Source organism: Bacteroides fragilis NCTC 9343, assembly GCF_000025985.1.
Taxonomy (GTDB): Bacteria; Bacteroidota; Bacteroidia; order Bacteroidales; family Bacteroidaceae; genus Bacteroides; species Bacteroides fragilis.
In genome coordinates, this window is the sequence record NC_003228.3 from 4,587,375 (window position 1) to 4,606,177 (window position 18,803).

Sequence of the window (18,803 nt, forward strand, 5' to 3'; positions counted from 1 at the left end):
GAAGTAGCCAGACACACGCCTGAAAAGCCATTGGTCTGTTTCCGAAGGAGCCGGTTTTACTTTTTATTAACCAAAAAAGGAGAATGCGAATATTGAAAATTCCACAGAAGCCTCCCGAGCAAAGATCGGCAAACGGATGAAACTCAATCCATCTGTACATTAGAGAGATGCCGGGATATGAATGGATCGCCCCGTAGAGATTCGCAAATAAGCAATGATAACGATAATCGGGGTTTATGCTGACAAAAAGATGACAAATCGCCGTTTTCACCGACTCTCCTTTCCTTGATTTGGAACCAACGGGAAGAAAAGGATCAGGAAAAAGCTGTCTTTGACTCCCCAAAGAGAGGTTTCTGATGGAACAAAGCCCGCGTTCCGGGTAAAGACAAGCTCCTTCCCAGGAAAAAGACGGGTACATTCTGCCCGAAAGACGTAAGCATTTTCGGAAAACGCTTACGTCTTTTTCTAATTTCTCCGAATGTTTTGTCCGGTCGCACTTATTGTTGTGGAAAACGAAGCCTTCGGAAAACTTTTCCACTCTGGTTGCCTTCCGGAGAACCTTACCATCGGAATATCCTAAGAACAGACATCTACCGTAAAAAAGCACAAAATGAATCAATGGAGCGGATTCATCTTATCAGAATGCTTCGAAATCAATCTGTCTGAAAGAAAAGAGATAATACCGGAATCGCCTGGAATGTGTTTTTTCCGGCCCCGGCAAATACTCCTCCGAAATAAACAAATATGAGAAGAAACAATTATCATTTTGACAAAATGCCATCCAAACACCGATACCTTATCTATAAAGCCGGGAAGTTCGTATCTTCTTTACAATCCATATTTTCTATTTTCACCCCGAAAACGTTCCAAATCGCTAAAATTCATAGGTTTCGTATACAAAAAAAGAGAAAAAGTTATTGCAATTCCGGTTTTTATGCGTTTCTTTGCTGCGGAAAGATGATCGATTAGTTTCTCGATTTCAATTACAAGGTTTTTACTTCCGGCGCAAAGACGCTTTTGTAAACTCTCTGTTTCTTTAATCCTTTTATTATTAAATCATCTTCCGGAGAGTTTTATTTCATTTATTTCATTTTTTATCATTTTCACTATGAACATTTATGTTGGAAACCTTAGCTACCGTGTTAAGGAAGCAGATCTGCAACAAGTTATGGAAGACTACGGAACAGTAACTTCTTGCAAAGTAATCATGGATCGCGAAACAGGCAAATCAAAAGGTTTCGGTTTCGTAGAAATCGCTGACGATGCAGCCGGTGCAAAGGCTATCGCCGAATTGAACGGAGCTGAATACGAAGGTCGTACCATGGTGGTTAAAGAAGCCAGACCAAGAGAGTAACGACAGAAAAACGAAATTAAAAAGAAACCTTTTACCCAAAGAGCCGGTAAAAGGTTTTTTTTATGTATTCTATGTCCGGTGACTATTCTCCGGCAGAACGGAAAGCGGAAACGCTTGGCTAATCTTTCAGCTGGAAGTCCTTGCGACGCAACACAAAACTGTTACTCAGGTATTTCTCACGCACAATTTTATTTTCTGCCAACTCCTCGGGAGTGCCTTGGAACAGAATCTTTCCTTCGAACAGCAGATAGGCGCGATCGGTAATACTCAACGTTTCCTGCACATTATGGTCCGTTATCAGGATACCTATATTCTTATCCTTCAATTTCCAGACAATCTGCTGAATATCTTCTACGGCAATCGGGTCTACACCGGCAAACGGTTCATCGAGCATGATAAATTTAGGGTCGATGGCCAGGCAACGTGCTATCTCCGTACGGCGACGTTCACCACCGGACAACTGGGTACCCTTGTTCTTACGCACTTTCTGTAAACGGAACTCGGCTATCAGACTCTCAAGCTTATCTTTCTGATAATCGAGAGGCTTATTAGTCATTTCAAGCACGGAGGCAATGTTGTCCTCCACCGTCATCTGCCGGAAAACCGAAGCTTCCTGGGCCAAATATCCGATACCGGTTTGGGCACGTTTGTAAACAGGATATTTTGTTATTTCAAGATCATCCAGGAAAATACGGCCTTCATTCGGAGTAATCAATCCTACGGTCATATAGAACGAAGTAGTTTTCCCGGCACCGTTCGGCCCGAGCAAACCAACAATCTCGCCCTGCTTCACATTGATGGAAACATGGCTCACCACCGTACGCTTACCGTACTTTTTCACCAAGTCTTCAGTACGAAGCACCATCTTGCTTTCTTCCATATCCTTTGTTATTTTGCGGCAAATGTAGCAAAAATAAGCCGAAAAAACGTACATTTGCAAACAAATATACGAGTTATGATTAAAGCATTAAGAACCGTCGGCAGATACATCATGCTTATGGGGCGGACTTTTTCACGTCCCGAGCGTATGCGTATGTTCTTCCGGCAATATATCAAAGAGATAGAGCAACTGGGAGTAAACTCTATCGGCATCGTGCTGTTGATTTCATTCTTCATCGGAGCGGTGATCACCATCCAGATAAAATTAAACATCGAAAGCCCATGGATGCCCCGCTGGACGGTGGGATACGTCACCCGAGAGATTCTTCTGCTTGAATTCTCCTCCTCCATCATGTGTCTGATCCTGGCCGGTAAAGTAGGGTCGAACATAGCTTCCGAGCTGGGCACCATGCGCGTGACGCAACAGATTGACGCACTTGAAATCATGGGAGTCAACTCCGCCAACTATCTGATATTACCCAAAATTACGGCAATGGTCACCATGATTCCTATTTTAGTGACTTTCAGTATCTTCGCAGGTATCATCGGAGCGTTTGCAACCTGCTGGTTCGGTGGCATCATGACGGCTACCGACCTTGAGTACGGACTTCAATACATGTTTGTAGAGTGGTTTGTGTGGTGCGGCATCATCAAATCCCTGTTTTTTGCCTTTATCATTGCCAGCGTCTCCTCTTTCTTCGGCTATACCGTAGAAGGCGGTTCGATAGAAGTGGGAAAGGCATCTACCGATTCGGTGGTTTCCAGCAGCGTACTGATTTTGTTTGCCGACCTGGTATTAACTAAACTTTTAATGGGATGATCGAAGTAAAAGGACTCTATAAATCATTCGAAGGCAAAACGGTATTGCATAATATCGACGCCACTTTCGAAAATGGAAAAACCAGCCTGATTATCGGACAGAGCGGTTCGGGAAAGACTGTACTGATGAAATGTATCGTCGGATTGCTGACACCGGAAAAAGGAGAAGTGCTCTATGACGGACGCAACTTCCTGGCCATGGGGAAAAAAGAAAAGAAACACCTGCGACGCGAGATGGGAATGATTTTTCAAAGCGCGGCGTTGTTCGACTCCATGTCTGTTTTGGATAATGTTATGTTTCCGCTCAACATGTTCGGCACCGACACTTTGCGCGAACAAACCAAACGGGCTATGTTCTGCCTCGACCGTGTCAACCTCACGGAAGCTAAAGATAAATTTCCCGGCGAAATCAGTGGAGGTATGCAGAAGCGTGTAGCCATTGCACGGGCCATTGCACTGAACCCGCAGTATCTCTTTTGCGATGAACCGAACTCCGGACTCGACCCTAAAACTTCTTTAGTGATAGACGACCTGATTCATGACATCACACGGGAATACAACATGACTACTATCATCAACACCCACGACATGAACTCGGTAATGGGAATCGGTGAAAAGATTATCTACATTTATCAGGGAACCAAAGAATGGGAGGGCACAAAAGATGACATTTTCACATCCACCAACGAACAGTTGAATAACTTCATTTTCGCCTCCGACCTGCTACGTAAAGTTAAGGATGTAGAAATACAAAACCTCGAAGGATAATCCACTATCAGACTGAAATAGAAGGGCTCATGAATCATCACAATTCACGAGCCCACTTTTTGTTATAAAAAAACCAGTTAATAGAATCGACATATATCATCACGACATATTGACTGTCCTAAAGTTCTCAATAAAACTTAAAAAGAGAATAATTCCAATTACACTTCAAAGATAGCAAAAAAAATGCAGCAAAACATCACCGAAAACCGTGACAAATCAAAATAAATAGAATCATTCGAGTTCTATCCATCCTTTTGACATTGCTTTCACTACCATATCAATAGCATTCTTTGCACAGAACTTTTGAATCAGCCTCTTACGAAATGTCTCAACAGTATTCTCCGAGATTTTTAATTCGGCAGCCACTTCGTGCGTATTACATCCCCTCGCGACAGCTTTCAGTACATCGAGCTCTCGCTTTGTAGGGATATCTTTCGAGTGAATTTGTACAGGACTGAGACTTAGCTTTTGACGAATAGATTGAAACCGCGGACAAGTATAGGGATTTCCTTCAAGCACGCTTTTCACGGCATTTTCAAACTCTACCGCTTCGGATGATTTAAGGATCACAGCATTCACTTTCTGGCGAATCAAACGATTGATAATCCAGATTTCCTCATGCATAGTACTAATAATAATACGCGCACTCTCGTTAATCTCACGAATCATATCAACCAGATCGAATCCTGATATATCAGGAAGATTCACATCCAACACATAGATGTCATAATCCCGCTCTCCAATCAGCTCGGCAGCTTTTGCCCCCGAAGTCACCGCATCGGCAACTCTGACATCAGGGACCGACTCCAGCATACGCCGCATTCCTTCAAGAACCAGTGCATGATCGTCAACTAATAGTATTTCTGCCTTCGCTTCCATGTAGCCTTTGTCTGTATTTATGGTTTGCTTCTTTTTGCTCTGTACAAATATAAATAAAAAGCATTACATAAGAAACAAAAAGAATCAATTATTTCAATTATTACGGGCAAAAAGAAAGCCGGATTCTTCATCATCCGGCTCTTATATTCATATATCAATTAAATTCGACACAAAATTTACTTCTGTCTGATATAAATATTAATGGGAGTTCCACTCAAATCCCACTTTTCACGCATCTTGTTTTCCAGGAACCTTCTATAAGGCTCTTTCACATACTGCGGCAGATTGGCGAAAAAGACAAACGAAGGTACTTGCGTATTAGGCAACTGAGTGACATATTTAATTTTGATGTATTTTCCCTTAGTTGCAGGAGGCGGATAAGCCTCGATCAACGGAAGCATCTCTTCATTCAAGCGGGCTGTAGGGATTTTAATCATGCGATTCTCATAAACCTTGCGTGCTTCTTCAAGCACTTTGAGGATTCTCTGCTTTGTCAATGCCGACGCAAATACTATAGGAAAATCAACAAAAGGAGCAAAACGTGAACGAATGGCTTCTTCGAAAGTCTTCATGACTTTATCAGTCTTGTTTTCTACAAGATCCCATTTGTTGACAACTACCACCAACCCTTTCGAGTTTTTCTGAATCAACGAAAAGATATTTAAGTCTTGACTTTCTATACCACGGGTCGCATCCACCATCAAAATACATACATCAGCTCCCTCGATAGCACGAATAGAACGAACTACAGAATAATACTCCAGATCCTCGTTCACTTTATTCTTTTTACGAATACCGGCTGTATCTACCAAGTAGAAATCGAAACCGAACTTATTGTAACGAGTATAAATTGAGTCACGGGTTGTTCCGGCTATTTCCGTAACAATGTTACGTTCTTCACCGATAAAAGCATTCACGATAGATGACTTTCCGGCATTGGGACGTCCTACCACTGCAAAACGTGGGATATCTTCATCCAGAATCTCATCAGATTCTTTCTTGAATTTACTAACAATCAAATCCATCAGATCACCCGTACCACTACCACTAATCGCAGAAATACAATACGGATCGCCCAGTCCTAACCGATAAAACTCAGGAGCATTGTATCGTAGCTCATGGTTATCAGTCTTATTGGCTACCATAATAACCGGACTCTTGGCCCGGCGCAATATAGCGGCTACCTGCATATCCAAATCTGTCACTCCGTTTGTCACATCCACTACAAACAGAATTACGTCCGCCTCGTCCACTGCCATCAATACCTGCTTGCGTATTTCCTCTTCGAATATATCGTCAGAGTTCACCACCCATCCACCGGTATCAACAACAGAAAACTCCCGTCCTAACCATTCGGATTTACCATACTGCCTATCACGGGTAGTACCCGCTTCATCGTTCACAATTGCCTGACGGGTCTTCGTCAAACGATTAAATAAGGTAGACTTGCCCACATTGGGTCGTCCTACGATTGCAACTAAATTTCCCATAGTTTACACACTTTATTTTTGCGACTATCACAGTCGTATGAATTTTCTTTTTTTAATCTAACTGATAGCCAAAATTCCGCAACTCCTTATCTGAACTGCGCCAATCTTTGTCTACTTTCACATACGTTTCCAGGAAAACAGTTTTTCCGAAAAAACGTTCCAGATCGCGTCGCGCCTCAGTAGCCACCTTCTTCAGGGCCTTACCCTGTTTTCCAATAATAATGCCTTTCTGAGAATCACGTTCTACATAAATCACAGCATGAATATGTATCTTCTTTGCATCTTCCTTAAATTCCTCCACTACTACTTCTACCGAATAGGGAATCTCCTTATCATAATACAACAAGATCTTTTCACGGATTATCTCGTTGACAAAAAAACGGGCTGGCTTATCAGTCCATTGATCCTTATCAAAATAAGGGGGGGAATCAGGCAAGAGGTCTTTGATCCGCTTCATCACATAGTCTACATTAAACTTCGTAGCTGCCGAAATCGGAATAATTTCAGCTTGCGGAAGCAACTCTTTCCACTCTTCTACCAGTTTCACAAGCTTTTCCTGATCAGTCAGGTCTATTTTATTAATCAACAATAAAATAGGTGCCGACTGCTGACGTACTTTCTGAATAAATTCGTTATTCTTATCAGGAGTTTCAATCACGTCCGTCACATAAAGCAAGACATCTGCATCAGCCAATGCTGAAGTAGAGAAGTTCAGCATAGATTCCTGTAACTTATAATTAGGTTTCAATACCCCCGGAGTATCCGAAAAAACAATCTGCATATCATCCGTATTATAGATACCCATAATCCGGTGACGAGTAGTCTGCGCCTTAAACGTAGCAATCGAGATACGTTCGCCTACCAACACATTCATCAGTGTCGATTTACCCACATTGGGATTTCCTACTATATTTACAAAACCAGCTTTATGCATCGTCTTCCATTTATTGATTGAGACAAAAAAACGCATCGAATCGAAATAGGATGCGTTTTATGTGATTTATATTAGCAACTGTCGTCACTATTCTTTTTTCCCGTCGTAACCCCATTTCACATACACGGCTCCCCAGGTAAACCCTGCACCAAACGCAGTGAAAATGATGTTATCGCCTTTCTTAAGTTTCTCTTCAAAATCCCAGATACACAAAGGCAGAGTACCTGCACTCGTGTTACCGTAATGCTGAATATCTACCAGAACCTTCTCCATCGGAACTTCCATGCGATGAGCTACCGCTTCGATGATGCGCATATTGGCTTGATGGGGAACAATCCAGTCGATGTTATCTTTCGTCAGACCATTCTTTTCTGCTATAGCTGCACTCACATCAGACATGTTTGAAACAGCATATTTAAATACTGTTCTACCTTCTTGGTGAATGTAATGCATCTTATTGTCAACAGTGAAATAGGAAGGAGGACAAACCGAACCGCCCGCTTTCATGTGGAGGAAAGGCAATCCCTTACCATCAGTTCTCAAGATAGCATCCATAATTCCCAGATCTTCTGTAGTCGGTTCAACCATAAAGGCTGCCGCTCCATCGCCAAAGATGGGACATGTTGCACGCTCTGTGTAATCTACCATTGATGACATCTTATCTGCACCAACAATGATTATCTTTTTATATCGTCCCGAACGGATAAAATTGGCTGCTGTTTCCATCAAAAACAAGAATCCGCTACAAGCGGCTTGCAGATCGAAAGCAAAAGCATTTTTTAGTCCGAGTTTATCACAAAGAATAGAAGCTGTTGAGGGGAAATGATAGTCAGGAGTAGTAGTTGCAACGATAACCAAATCAATATCATCAGGATTCGAACCCGTTTTTTTCATCAACTGTTTAGCTGCCTTACGGGCCATGTACGAAGTACCTAATCCTTCTTCGTTCAGTATTCGTCTTTCTTTTACTCCAATACGAGTCATAATCCACTCGTCATTGGTATCCACCATCTTAGATATCTCGTCATTTGTCAAGACATAATCAGGTACATATCCTCCGACTCCTGTGATTACTGCATTTATTTTTTCCATCAATTCTGTTTTAATTTAGCAATACATCTAATACTTAAAGCAGCCGGAGAGCAATGCCCTCTGGCTGTTTGATAAGTATAAGCTTATTCAGACTGCATTATACAGCAGCTTCTTTTTCAATTGCCAGCTTACCTCTATAGTATCCGCAAGCGCCGCATACTGTATGGTAAACATGCCATTCACCGCAGTTCGGGCAAATAGCCAATGTAGGAGCTACTGCTTTATCATGAGTTCTTCTCTTTGCAGTTCTTGTTTTTGATTGTCTTCTCTTAGGATGTGCCATTTTCTTTTAAACTTTAATTATTATCTAATATTTTTTTTAATTCATTCCAGCGCGGATCAATCTGTTCCTCCGCTTCATCTTCCACAACGATATCCTCACCAGCGCCAAAAGATTCTTCAGCATCGTCATCACCACTTGTTCTCAGGTGTTTATTCAGCTTACTGGTCACAGCTTTATTACACTTGCCCGGGGCATGTACATGCTTCATCGGAATAGCCAAAGCTATAAACTCATACATAAACCAAGCTACATTGATCTCCCCTTCTTCTTCAGGGATCACAATCAGGTTATCTCCCTCCTCAGCATATTCATGGCCAAATTTTACCATCAACTTATCAGAAGAAGTAACCGGTTGTTCCATTTCATCCAGACAACGGTCACATGGTACCCATACGATACCTTCAGTCCGGAAACTCAACTCAAAAGCACGAGAGGTCTTTTTAACGGTCAACTCTACATTGACTTTACCTTTCTGAACTTCAGGGCCATCAATATGAGCGAAAAAAAGATTGTCAAGTAGAAACTCATATTTGCATGAGTCTGCTTGCATTCCTTTCAAATCAATTTTGTATTTATCAAACTTTCCCAAAGCTTCTCTTTTTTAATCGTTGCAAAGGTACAAAAAAAGCCCAAACGTTATGTACTACTTAACTAATTTTCATCTGAATCTTAAGTTAGTAGACATAATTCGGGCGACAAAGATACGAATAATAATCCTCATAACATACAAATTATCAGTAAATATTCGTATTTTAAATAGTATTTTATTTATAACCCGCTTTCCCTACTCCCAGGGTCAGAGTAGAAACAGGGCAGCCTGGCGCTCCCTTTCCTTCCCCCCTGTATAAAACAAGTCATCCCCTCCGGTCTTTCGACCGAAGGGGATGAACCATCTGAAAAAAATGGCGACTACCTACTCTCCCACTGTTACGCAGTACCATCGGCGTGATCAGGCTTAACTTCTCTGTTCGGAATGGGAAGAGGTGGAACCCTGATGCTATAGTCACCTGAATAAGGCAGACATAATGTACAAAAGTAAATTCAGCGGTCTATTATATAAATAGTGAAGCTAAACGGATATATAAACCATTGAAGGCGGATAAAAGAAAGTCATCGGGCAATTAGTAACGCTCGGCTGTGATGTTACCACCTGTACACCTGCGTCCTATCAACGTTGTAGTCTACAACGACCCTGAAAGAAATCTAATCTTGTGGCTGGCTTCGTACTTAGATGCTTTCAGCACTTATCCAATCCCGACTTAGATACCCGGCAATGCACCTGGCGGCACAACCGGTAAACCAGAGGTCAGTCCAACACGGTCCTCTCGTACTAGTGTCAGAGCCACGCAAATTTCATACGCCCACGATAGATAGAGACCGAACTGTCTCACGACGTTCTGAACCCAGCTCGCGTGCCACTTTAATGGGCGAACAGCCCAACCCTTGGGACCTTCTCCAGCCCCAGGATGTGACGAGCCGACATCGAGGTGCCAAACCCCTCCGTCGATATGAGCTCTTGGGAGGGATCAGCCTGTTATCCCCGGAGTACCTTTTATCCTTTGAGCGATGTCCCTTCCATACGGAAACACCGGATCACTATGCTCTAGTTTCCTACCTGATCGACTTGTAAGTCTCCCAGTCAAGCGCCCTTATGCCATTACACTCTACCGCCGGTTACCAATCGGCGTGAGGGCACCTTTAGAAGCCTCCGTTACGCTTTTGGAGGCGACCACCCCAGTCAAACTACCCACCAAACAGTGTCCTCGCATCAGCGAGTTAGAACTCAAATAACCAAAGGGCCGTATTTCAACAGCGACTCCACAAACACTGGCGTGCCTGCTTCAAAGTCTCCGGCCTATCCTACACATCAATTACCCAAATTCAATGTTAAGCTATAGTAAAGGTTCACGGGGTCTTTTCGTCCCATCGCGGGTAATCGGCATCTTCACCGATACTACAATTTCACTGAGCTCACGGTTGAGACAGTGTCCAGATCATTACACCATTCGTGCAGGTCGGAACTTACCCGACAAGGAATTTCGCTACCTTAGGACCGTTATAGTTACGGCCGCCGTTTACTGGGGCTTCAATTCAATGCTTCTCTTGCGATGACATCTCCTCTTAACCTTCCAGCACCGGGCAGGTGTCAGGCTGTATACGTGATCTTTCAATTTTGCACAGCCCTGTGTTTTTGTTAAACAGTTGCCTGGACCTATTCTCTGCGCCCTCCCGTCACCGGGTAGGGACCCTTTATCCCGAAGTTACAGGGTCAATTTGCCTAGTTCCTTAACCGTGATTCACTCAAGCGCCTGAGTATATTCAACCCGACTACGTGTGTCCGTTTACGGTACGGGTACCTATAAGATTAAGTTTAGCGGATTTTCTTGGGAGTATGTTTACACGCACTATTACCGTTTTCCGGGGAAATTGGTATACTGTCAGGTTCGACTCTTATCCCGGATTTGCCTGGGATAATCAACATCTACACCCTTTAACGGACTATTCCGTCAGTCCGCGGCGTTGTCACTCCTCCGTCTCCACATCACTCTTATAGGTAGTACAGGAATATTAACCTGTTCTGCCATCGGCCTCACCGTTCGGCTGAGCCTTAGGACCCGACTAACCCTGATCCGATTAGCGTTGATCAGGAAACCTTAGTCTTGCGGCGAGGGGGTTTCTCACCCCCTTTATCGTTACTTATACCTACATTTGCTTTTCCACACGCTCCAGTAAAGCTCACGCTTCGCCTTCAACGCTGAGTGGAATGCTCCCCTACCGATACTTACGTATCCCATAGCTTCGGTAAAACACTTATGCCCGATTATTATCCACGCCAAACTCCTCGACTAGTGAGCTGTTACGCACTCTTTAAATGAATGGCTGCTTCCAAGCCAACATCCTAGCTGTCTTAGCAATCTGACTTCGTTAGTTCAACTTAGTGTTTATTTGGGGACCTTAGCTGATGGTCTGGATTCTTCTCCTTTAGGACATGGACCTTAGCACCCATGCCCTCACTCCTGAGATAGAACTAATGCGCATTCGGAGTTTATCAAGACTTGATAGGCGGTGAAGCCCTCGCATCTTATCAGTCGCTCTACCTCACATTAGTAACTCTCAAGGCTGCACCTAAATGCATTTCGGGGAGTACGAGCTATCTCCAAGTTTGATTAGCCTTTCACCCCCACCCTCAGGTCATCCGGAAGCTTTTCAACGCTTATCGGTTCGGTCCTCCAGTTAGTGTTACCTAACCTTCAACCTGCCCAAGGGTAGATCACTTGGTTTCGCGTCTACTCCTTCCGACTATCCGCCCTGTTCAGACTCGCTTTCGCTTCGGATCCACATCTCAAGATGCTTAACCTTGCCGGAAAAAGTAACTCGTAGGTTCATTATGCAAAAGGCACGCCGTCACAGCTTAAGCTGCTCCGACCGCTTGTAGGCGCATGGTTTCAGGGACTATTTCACTCTTCTATTCGAAGTGCTTTTCACCTTTCCTTCACAGTACTGGTTCGCTATCGGTCTCTCGGGAGTATTTAGCCTTACCGGATGGTCCCGGCTGGTTCACGCAGAATTCCTCGTGCTCCGCGCTACTCAGGATACCACTACGCTTCGGTTACCTTAGAATACCGGGCTATCACCGTCTATGGCACGACTTTCCAGTCGTTTCTTCTCAATAACTGTCTTGCGAGAGCGTGGTCCTACAACCCCACACATGCCGTAACATGGGTGGTTTGGGCTAATCCCCGTTCGCTCGCCACTACTAGGGGAATCATTATTTATTTTCTTTTCCTGCAGGTACTAAGATGTTTCAGTTCCCTGCGTTAGCCTCCAACCAAGTTGGATGACATTCCTTCAGAATGCCGGGTTGTCCCATTCGGAAATCTTCGGATCAAAGGTCATTTGCACCTACCCGAAGCTTATCGCAGCTTATCACGTCCTTCATCGCCTCCGAGAGCCAAGGCATCCGCCATGCGCCCTTATTTACTTTCTTTTATCGCCAGATTCATCTCCTTTTCTTAAAAAGGATCTGAACCAAATGGTTCGATATATACTTTTAGCTCTTACTAAATTTACTTTTTTCTGTACATCATGTCAAAGATCGTTTGATTACACGCAAGCCTGTTAGGTCGCGGTATCGGAGTGGAGAATAACGGATTCGAACCGTTGACCCTCTGCGTGCAAGGCAGATGCTCTAGCCAGCTGAGCTAATCCCCCAATCATACAAGATAAAATATCTATCTGTTGGTAGTCCCAGGCAGAGTTGAACTGCCGACCTCTACATTATCAGTGTAGCGCTCTAACCAACTGAGCTATAGGACTAGTTCAACCGTGTCCTGTTTTAGACTCGGCTTCTGTTTTTCTCTTGTTTATCTCTATCTATATTGCTATAGATGGTTGATCTATATTCTATAAATAAACAAGTACCAGTAGTACAATTTAGAACCAATGAACGTCGTTTTCAACATCGCTCCAGAAAGGAGGTGTTCCAGCCGCACCTTCCGGTACGGCTACCTTGTTACGACTTAGCCCCAGTCACCAGTTTTACCCTAGGACGATCCTTGCGGTTACGTACTTCAGGTACCCCCGGCTCCCATGGCTTGACGGGCGGTGTGTACAAGGCCCGGGAACGTATTCACCGCGCCGTGGCTGATGCGCGATTACTAGCGAATCCAGCTTCACGAAGTCGGGTTGCAGACTTCGATCCGAACTGAGAGAGGATTTTGGGATTAGCATACGGTCACCCGCTAGCTGCCTTCTGTACCCCCCATTGTAACACGTGTGTAGCCCCGGACGTAAGGGCCGTGCTGATTTGACGTCATCCCCACCTTCCTCACATCTTACGACGGCAGTCTCTCTAGAGTCCTCAGCATAACCTGTTAGTAACTAAAGATAAGGGTTGCGCTCGTTATGGCACTTAAGCCGACACCTCACGGCACGAGCTGACGACAACCATGCAGCACCTTCACAGCGGTGATTGCTCACTGACATGTTTCCACATCATTCCACTGCAATTTAAGCCCGGGTAAGGTTCCTCGCGTATCATCGAATTAAACCACATGTTCCTCCGCTTGTGCGGGCCCCCGTCAATTCCTTTGAGTTTCACCGTTGCCGGCGTACTCCCCAGGTGGAATACTTAATGCTTTCGCTTGGCCGCTTACTGTATATCGCAAACAGCGAGTATTCATCGTTTACTGTGTGGACTACCAGGGTATCTAATCCTGTTTGATACCCACACTTTCGAGCATCAGTGTCAGTTGCAGTCCAGTGAGCTGCCTTCGCAATCGGAGTTCTTCGTGATATCTAAGCATTTCACCGCTACACCACGAATTCCGCCCACCTCTACTGTACTCAAGACTGACAGTATCAACTGCAATTTTACGGTTGAGCCGCAAACTTTCACAACTGACTTACCAGTCCACCTACGCTCCCTTTAAACCCAATAAATCCGGATAACGCTCGGATCCTCCGTATTACCGCGGCTGCTGGCACGGAGTTAGCCGATCCTTATTCATATAATACATACAAAACAGTATACATACTGCACTTTATTCTTATATAAAAGAAGTTTACGACCCATAGAGCCTTCATCCTTCACGCTACTTGGCTGGTTCAGGCTAGCGCCCATTGACCAATATTCCTCACTGCTGCCTCCCGTAGGAGTTTGGACCGTGTCTCAGTTCCAATGTGGGGGACCTTCCTCTCAGAACCCCTATCCATCGAAGGCTTGGTGAGCCGTTACCTCACCAACAACCTAATGGAACGCATCCCCATCCTTTACCGGAATCCTTTAATAATGAAACCATGCGGAATCATTATGCTATCGGGTATTAATCTTTCTTTCGAAAGGCTATCCCCGAGTAAAGGGCAGGTTGGATACGTGTTACTCACCCGTGCGCCGGTCGCCAGCAAAGAAAGCAAGCTTTCTTCCTGATGCCCCTCGACTTGCATGTGTTAAGCCTGTAGCTAGCGTTCATCCTGAGCCAGGATCAAACTCTTCATTGTAAAAGTATTGTTATATATCCCATAAGGGATGATATTAGCTCTGTTCAGGATGTCGAAAATTTATTGACGGTCATTTTTACATACCTATATAATAAGTATTGACGGTTCTAAATTTGACTTGTACTACTTGTATTGTTTATCAATGTTTCAAAGAACTCTTCTTTTTAAATTCTGCTTCGTTTCAAAAGCGGGTGCAAAGGTAAGGGGTTTATTTTAAACTGCCAAATGTTTTGGGAAGTTTTTTTTCTCAATGCCCGTCTTTTATTTCCAAGCCTCTCTGTGCGAAAGGGAAAGAAAAGACAGCCAAAGGCCCTCGCTCTGCGAATCGGACTGCAAAGATAACGACTTTTATAATAATGATCCAAATAAAAAGGAAATTATTTTTGTTATTCTGTAAGGCAGGTCCTACGCCGTTGCAACATGTCAAAATTAAATGCTGTCCGTCTCTTGGAAAGCGGATGCAAAAGTAAGGCATTAGGAGATAAGAGACAAATATAAAAGGGGATTTTTTTGAAAATATTTTGAATAAAAACGTAAAGGGCTGAGGGAGAGGAGGATTTTAATACAGGATGATGGGGGAAGGGAAGGAAGAGAAGAAAAGGGACACATTATTATATTATATAGGGGAAATTTATCGGAGAGAGGGAAAAGGGTATTTGCCGAGAAAGGGAGAAGGAGAAGTGTTTGCGGGAGGAAATTGAGGAGAAAATAGCGAATTTAACGGGAGGTAAACAGAAAATACGACGGGATTGTGACAAGGATTGAACGGGAATCAAACGGAAGTCAGATAAGAGTCAGATGGTAGTCAAACAGGGTTAAACTGAAAAGTCGGTAGGAATCAGGCGAGGATTGGACCGGAATCAAATGGAGAGTGAACGGAAATTAAACGAAAATCAGACGGGGAGTGAATGGAAATTGAGCAGAAGTCAAACAGAAATCAGACAAGGATCAAACAAGAATCAAACGGGAATTGAACGGAATCCTGCGTTAACATTGTTAATGCAGTTGGGGAAACATTTATTTCCAGGACGGAAATAACAAGGCTTCTGCTTCTAAAAGCCTTGTTATTTGGAGACAAAAGACTTGATTTAACAGGGTGTTAAATCAAGTAATAGGAAGAGAAGAAAAGAAAGGAAGAAAAGAATTGAAGATGAATACAATAGAGAGACAAGGGAGTGTTTACTGGGAAAAGGGATAAGTGCCGGACCGAAAGGGATAGTTGCGATTAGGACAAGTATGGGGGCAGGGGATTTTAAAAGCAAGGTTGGGAATGGAAGCGGGAGGAGCTTACTATTAAAACCCACAGGACATTGGGTAGTGTAAAATGAAGTAAGTATAGTTGTGATCAGAGCAGGTATGGATGCAATCAGAGCAGGTATAGGTGCAATTAAAGCAAGTGCCGGTGCAATCCGGAAGAACATTTGCGATCAGGAAGGTTTCATTATAAAGTATTTTCATAAGCAAAATTTAGGGTAAAAACAGGAGAAGCCTACCTTTCAAACCAAAGGCATGTTGGTTTAAAGCCAAGGGGTGTTGTTGGCTTAAAAGGTAAGGAGTCTTGGTTTTAAAGATAAAAGGATGGCTGTGTAAAGAGGTTATAGGGGTATTTTTAGGGAAATAGAGAGCTGCTCAAAGAAAGAAAGAAAGAAAGAAAGAAAGAGAATAAGGAGATGTATAGATTTGAGAAGAGACTATACAGGATTCAAGTATAAAACCTGAATCCTGAAGTTTTCTATTTACACAAAATTCTGGACAGTGCCAGACTATATGAATCAACCTTAGCCTACTCTATAAACCACACTCACCCACTCCTTGTCCCTATGCCTAATCGTTTTGCATCAATCATCCCCATTATAGCATTAACAACATAGAAAAGTTCCCTCCACTGAAATAATGTTTAGCCCGATACAGATAATGATGTTTGAATCATCTTGAAGTAGAAACTTATTTCTCCATTCCGTCCATTACAACTCAAGCTGAAATAGCCACCGCTTGTATGTAAGCATTATACAAACCAGCTAAATATCTCCAAACAAGTTACAATAAATATCTTTCTATAAAAGTTTTGCCTCCTATTCATTAAAAGTTCAGGTTAACAACAGAAAAAGAATCATAACTGGGACCAAAGGCAATCTTTTCAGGTTCTACAACGATTTCGTTTCATCTTTTTTTCGTATTTTTGTCCCAATATGCATGCTTCTGCAAGGATAGCAAAGACGAATAAAAAAATAATGAGAGTAATTGATTTAATACATAGCAACGAAAAAACAGCTTTCTCTTTCGAAATACTCCCTCCTTTAAAGGGTACGGGCATCGAGAAGTTGTACCAAACCATAGATACCTTACGTGAGTTCGACCCAAAGTATATCAACATCACCACTCATCGCAGTGAGTATGTATATCGGGATTTAGGCAACGGACTTTTTCAGCGCAACCGCCTGAGAAGACGTCCGGGAACCGTAGCTGTAGCTGCTGCCATCCAGAATAAATACAACATCACAGTAGTACCCCACATTTTGTGTAGCGGGTTTACACAGGAAGAGACAGAATATGTACTGCTCGACCTTCAGTTCCTGGGTATTACAGATCTATTAGTGCTTCGTGGCGATAAAGCCAAACATGAAACCGTGTTTACTCCTGAGGGAGACGGACATCATCATGCTTTGGATCTACAGCAACAAATCAATAACTTCAACAAAGGTATTTTTGTAGACGGATCGGAGATGAAAGTGACTAATACTCCTTTCTCATACGGTGTGGCTTGCTATCCGGAAAAGCATGAAGAAGCTCCTAATATCGATATGGATATCTATTGGTTGAAGAAGAAAGTGGAAGCCGGTGCAGAATATGCCGTTACCCAACTGTTTTACGATAACAAAAAGTACTTTGAATTCGTAGAAAAGGTACATCAGGCAGGTATCGACATCCCTATCATCCCGGGTATTAAGCCCTTTAAAAAGATATCACAACTGAATATGGTGCCTAAAACGTTCAAGGTAGACCTTCCGGAAGAGTTGACCAAGGAAGCACTGAAGTGCCAAACCGATGAGGAAGCCCGTCAGGTAGGCATCGAATGGTGCATCAGCCAATGCAAAGAGTTGATGGCAGCCGGTGTGCCCAGTATCCATTTCTACTCCATCGGAGCAGTGGACAGTATCAAAGAAGTAGCCAAAGCAATTTACTAAGCCATGTTTTTCAGAGACGTCATCGGACAAGAAGAGGCCAAGTATCGACTGATACAAGAAGTCAGCGAAGGACGCATCCCCCATGCCCAGCTTTTTTGTGGGCCCGAAGGGGTAGGCAAGTTTCCGCTGGCACTGGCCTATGCACGCTATCTGAGTTGCACCAATCGTAGTGACACTGATGCTTGCGGAGTCTGTCCGTCATGTGTGAAATTCAATAAGCTGGTTCACCCGGATGTTCATTTCGTCTTTCCGGTAGTAAAAAACGGGAGAAGCGATGACTACATTGTAGAATGGAGAAAATTGGTGTTAAACAATCCCTATTTTACCATCAATCATTGGCTGAACGAAATAAATGCAGAAAATGCACAGGCCGTAATCTACACCAAAGAGAGTGATGAGATCATGAAAAAGCTCAGCCTTAAATCCAGCGAGGGCGGATTTAAGATTACACTCCTCTGGCTGCCGGAAAAGATGCAACAGGCTTGTGCCAACAAGTTATTGAAACTGCTGGAAGAACCACCCGAAAAGACAATCTTCCTTTTGGTTTCGGAGGCTCCCGATTTAATTCTCCAAACGATATTGAGCCGCACACAACGCTTCAATCTACGTAAAATTGAGGAAGAGTGTATGGCCGAGGCTTTACAAAGCAAATACGGGGTCCAGCAGGCAACCAGTATTTCGATCGCCCACCTAGCCAACGGAAACTTTATCAAAGCCCTCGAGACGATTCACCTGAATGAAGAGAATCAGTTGTTTTTCGAACTGTTTGTCAGTTTGATGCGACTCTCTTACCAACGGAAAATCCGGGAAATGAAATTATGGAGTGAACAAGTGGCAGGCATGGGACGCGAACGCCAGAAAAATTTTCTGGAATACTGCCAACGAATGATCCGGGAGAATTTTATCTACAACCTACACCGGAAAGAGTTGACTTATATGACATTAGAAGAACAGAACTTCGCTACACGGTTTGCCCCTTTTGTCAACGAACGAAATGTAATGGGCATCATGGATGAACTGAGTGAAGCTCAAAAACATATTGAACAGAACGTAAATGCTAAAATGGTATTTTTCGACTTCTCGCTGAAGATGATCGTACTGTTAAAGCAATAACTCTAAA

12 protein-coding genes, 2 tRNA genes and 3 rRNA genes are annotated in these 18,803 nt (G+C 43.4%); 5 read left to right on the top strand and 12 right to left on the bottom strand.

Translation table 11 applies throughout. From position 1 onward, the window contains the following. Positions 1-1,108: 1,108 nt before the first annotated feature. Entirely contained in the window at positions 1,109-1,354 is a 246-nt protein-coding gene (locus tag BF9343_RS18835; RefSeq protein WP_005791868.1) for an RNA recognition motif domain-containing protein, read from the top strand. A gap of 118 nt (positions 1,355-1,472) precedes the next feature. Here BF9343_RS18835 and lptB read toward each other — a convergent pair whose 3' ends face one another. Further along, positions 1,473-2,234 (bottom strand): LPS export ABC transporter ATP-binding protein, encoded by a 762-nt coding sequence (gene lptB, locus BF9343_RS18840; RefSeq protein ID WP_005782293.1) that lies wholly within the window; start codon positions 2,232-2,234, stop codon positions 1,473-1,475. A gap of 75 nt (positions 2,235-2,309) precedes the next feature. On the opposite strand from lptB, the gene BF9343_RS18845 reads away from it, so the two are divergent. Beyond that, a complete protein-coding gene (locus BF9343_RS18845) occupies positions 2,310-3,053 on the top strand; it encodes an MlaE family ABC transporter permease (protein WP_005791870.1) in 744 nt (247 codons plus the stop codon). Beyond that, positions 3,050-3,820 carry an ABC transporter ATP-binding protein gene (locus BF9343_RS18850; protein ID WP_005791872.1) on the top strand — a complete coding sequence of 257 codons (771 nt, stop codon included), beginning with the start codon at positions 3,050-3,052 and terminating at the stop codon, positions 3,818-3,820. Before BF9343_RS18845 ends, BF9343_RS18850 begins: the two co-directional genes overlap by 4 nt. A 231-nt stretch (positions 3,821-4,051) precedes the next feature. Here BF9343_RS18850 and BF9343_RS18855 read toward each other — a convergent pair whose 3' ends face one another. The 11 genes from BF9343_RS18855 to BF9343_RS18900 all read right to left on the bottom strand — a co-directional run bounded on the left by BF9343_RS18855 (position 4,052) and on the right by BF9343_RS18900 (position 14,498). Then, positions 4,052-4,699 (bottom strand): response regulator, encoded by a 648-nt coding sequence (locus tag BF9343_RS18855; protein ID WP_005791874.1) that lies wholly within the window; start codon positions 4,697-4,699, stop codon positions 4,052-4,054. A 176-nt stretch (positions 4,700-4,875) separates the two neighbouring features. Then, on the bottom strand, positions 4,876-6,189 hold the full coding sequence (gene der, locus BF9343_RS18860; protein WP_005782289.1) for a ribosome biogenesis GTPase Der: 1,314 nt from the start codon (positions 6,187-6,189) through the stop codon (positions 4,876-4,878). A gap of 52 nt (positions 6,190-6,241) precedes the next feature. Then, the gene (gene era / locus BF9343_RS18865; RefSeq protein ID WP_005791876.1) at positions 6,242-7,123 is read right to left on the bottom strand and encodes a GTPase Era; all 882 of its coding nucleotides are present in this window, start codon (positions 7,121-7,123) and stop codon (positions 6,242-6,244) included. An 87-nt stretch (positions 7,124-7,210) separates the two neighbouring features. Further along, positions 7,211-8,215 carry a beta-ketoacyl-ACP synthase III gene (locus BF9343_RS18870; RefSeq protein WP_005791878.1) on the bottom strand — a complete coding sequence of 335 codons (1,005 nt, stop codon included), beginning with the start codon at positions 8,213-8,215 and terminating at the stop codon, positions 7,211-7,213. A gap of 97 nt (positions 8,216-8,312) precedes the next feature. Continuing rightward, on the bottom strand, positions 8,313-8,498 hold the full coding sequence (gene rpmF / locus BF9343_RS23250; protein WP_002562387.1) for a 50S ribosomal protein L32: 186 nt from the start codon (positions 8,496-8,498) through the stop codon (positions 8,313-8,315). Between the two features lie 13 nt (positions 8,499-8,511). Then, positions 8,512-9,087 (bottom strand): YceD family protein, encoded by a 576-nt coding sequence (locus BF9343_RS18875; protein WP_005791880.1) that lies wholly within the window; start codon positions 9,085-9,087, stop codon positions 8,512-8,514. Between the two features lie 311 nt (positions 9,088-9,398). Beyond that, positions 9,399-9,509 (bottom strand): 5S ribosomal RNA (gene rrf / locus BF9343_RS18880). Between the two features lie 90 nt (positions 9,510-9,599). Then, positions 9,600-12,486, bottom strand: a 23S ribosomal RNA gene (locus BF9343_RS18885). 150 nt (positions 12,487-12,636) lie between these two features. Continuing rightward, positions 12,637-12,710 (bottom strand) — tRNA-Ala (locus BF9343_RS18890). 28 nt (positions 12,711-12,738) lie between these two features. Continuing rightward, positions 12,739-12,815: transfer RNA gene (locus tag BF9343_RS18895), tRNA-Ile, on the bottom strand. Positions 12,816-12,969: 154 nt separating this feature from the next. After that, positions 12,970-14,498 (bottom strand): 16S ribosomal RNA (locus BF9343_RS18900). Together the 16S, 23S and 5S rRNA genes with 2 tRNA genes alongside form the textbook arrangement of a ribosomal RNA operon. Positions 14,499-16,729: 2,231 nt before the next feature. Here BF9343_RS18900 and metF point away from each other — a divergent pair. Beyond that, positions 16,730-17,683 (top strand): methylenetetrahydrofolate reductase [NAD(P)H], encoded by a 954-nt coding sequence (gene metF, locus BF9343_RS18910; RefSeq protein ID WP_005792069.1) that lies wholly within the window; start codon positions 16,730-16,732, stop codon positions 17,681-17,683. A 3-nt stretch (positions 17,684-17,686) separates the two neighbouring features. After that, complete coding sequence (locus tag BF9343_RS18915) at positions 17,687-18,796, top strand: DNA polymerase III subunit (RefSeq protein WP_005799206.1); 1,110 nt, start codon at positions 17,687-17,689, stop codon at positions 18,794-18,796. The last annotated feature ends 7 nt before the right edge of the window (positions 18,797-18,803 follow it).

Excerpts from the sequence above, each read along its gene's own strand:
- BF9343_RS18835 (WP_005791868.1), top strand. The coding sequence starts at position 1,109 with ATGAACATTTATGTTGGAAACCTTAGCTACCGTGTTAAGGAAGCAGAT.
- lptB (WP_005782293.1), bottom strand. The coding sequence starts at position 2,234 with ATGGAAGAAAGCAAGATGGTGCTTCGTACTGAAGACTTGGTGAAAAAG.
- BF9343_RS18845 (WP_005791870.1), top strand. The coding sequence starts at position 2,310 with ATGATTAAAGCATTAAGAACCGTCGGCAGATACATCATGCTTATGGGG.
- BF9343_RS18850 (WP_005791872.1), top strand. The coding sequence starts at position 3,050 with ATGATCGAAGTAAAAGGACTCTATAAATCATTCGAAGGCAAAACGGTA.
- BF9343_RS18855 (WP_005791874.1), bottom strand. The coding sequence starts at position 4,699 with ATGGAAGCGAAGGCAGAAATACTATTAGTTGACGATCATGCACTGGTT.
- der (WP_005782289.1), bottom strand. The coding sequence starts at position 6,189 with ATGGGAAATTTAGTTGCAATCGTAGGACGACCCAATGTGGGCAAGTCT.
- era (WP_005791876.1), bottom strand. The coding sequence starts at position 7,123 with ATGCATAAAGCTGGTTTTGTAAATATAGTAGGAAATCCCAATGTGGGT.
- BF9343_RS18870 (WP_005791878.1), bottom strand. The coding sequence starts at position 8,215 with ATGGAAAAAATAAATGCAGTAATCACAGGAGTCGGAGGATATGTACCT.
- rpmF (WP_002562387.1), bottom strand. The coding sequence starts at position 8,498 with ATGGCACATCCTAAGAGAAGACAATCAAAAACAAGAACTGCAAAGAGA.
- metF (WP_005792069.1), top strand. The coding sequence starts at position 16,730 with ATGAGAGTAATTGATTTAATACATAGCAACGAAAAAACAGCTTTCTCT.
- BF9343_RS18915 (WP_005799206.1), top strand. The coding sequence starts at position 17,687 with ATGTTTTTCAGAGACGTCATCGGACAAGAAGAGGCCAAGTATCGACTG.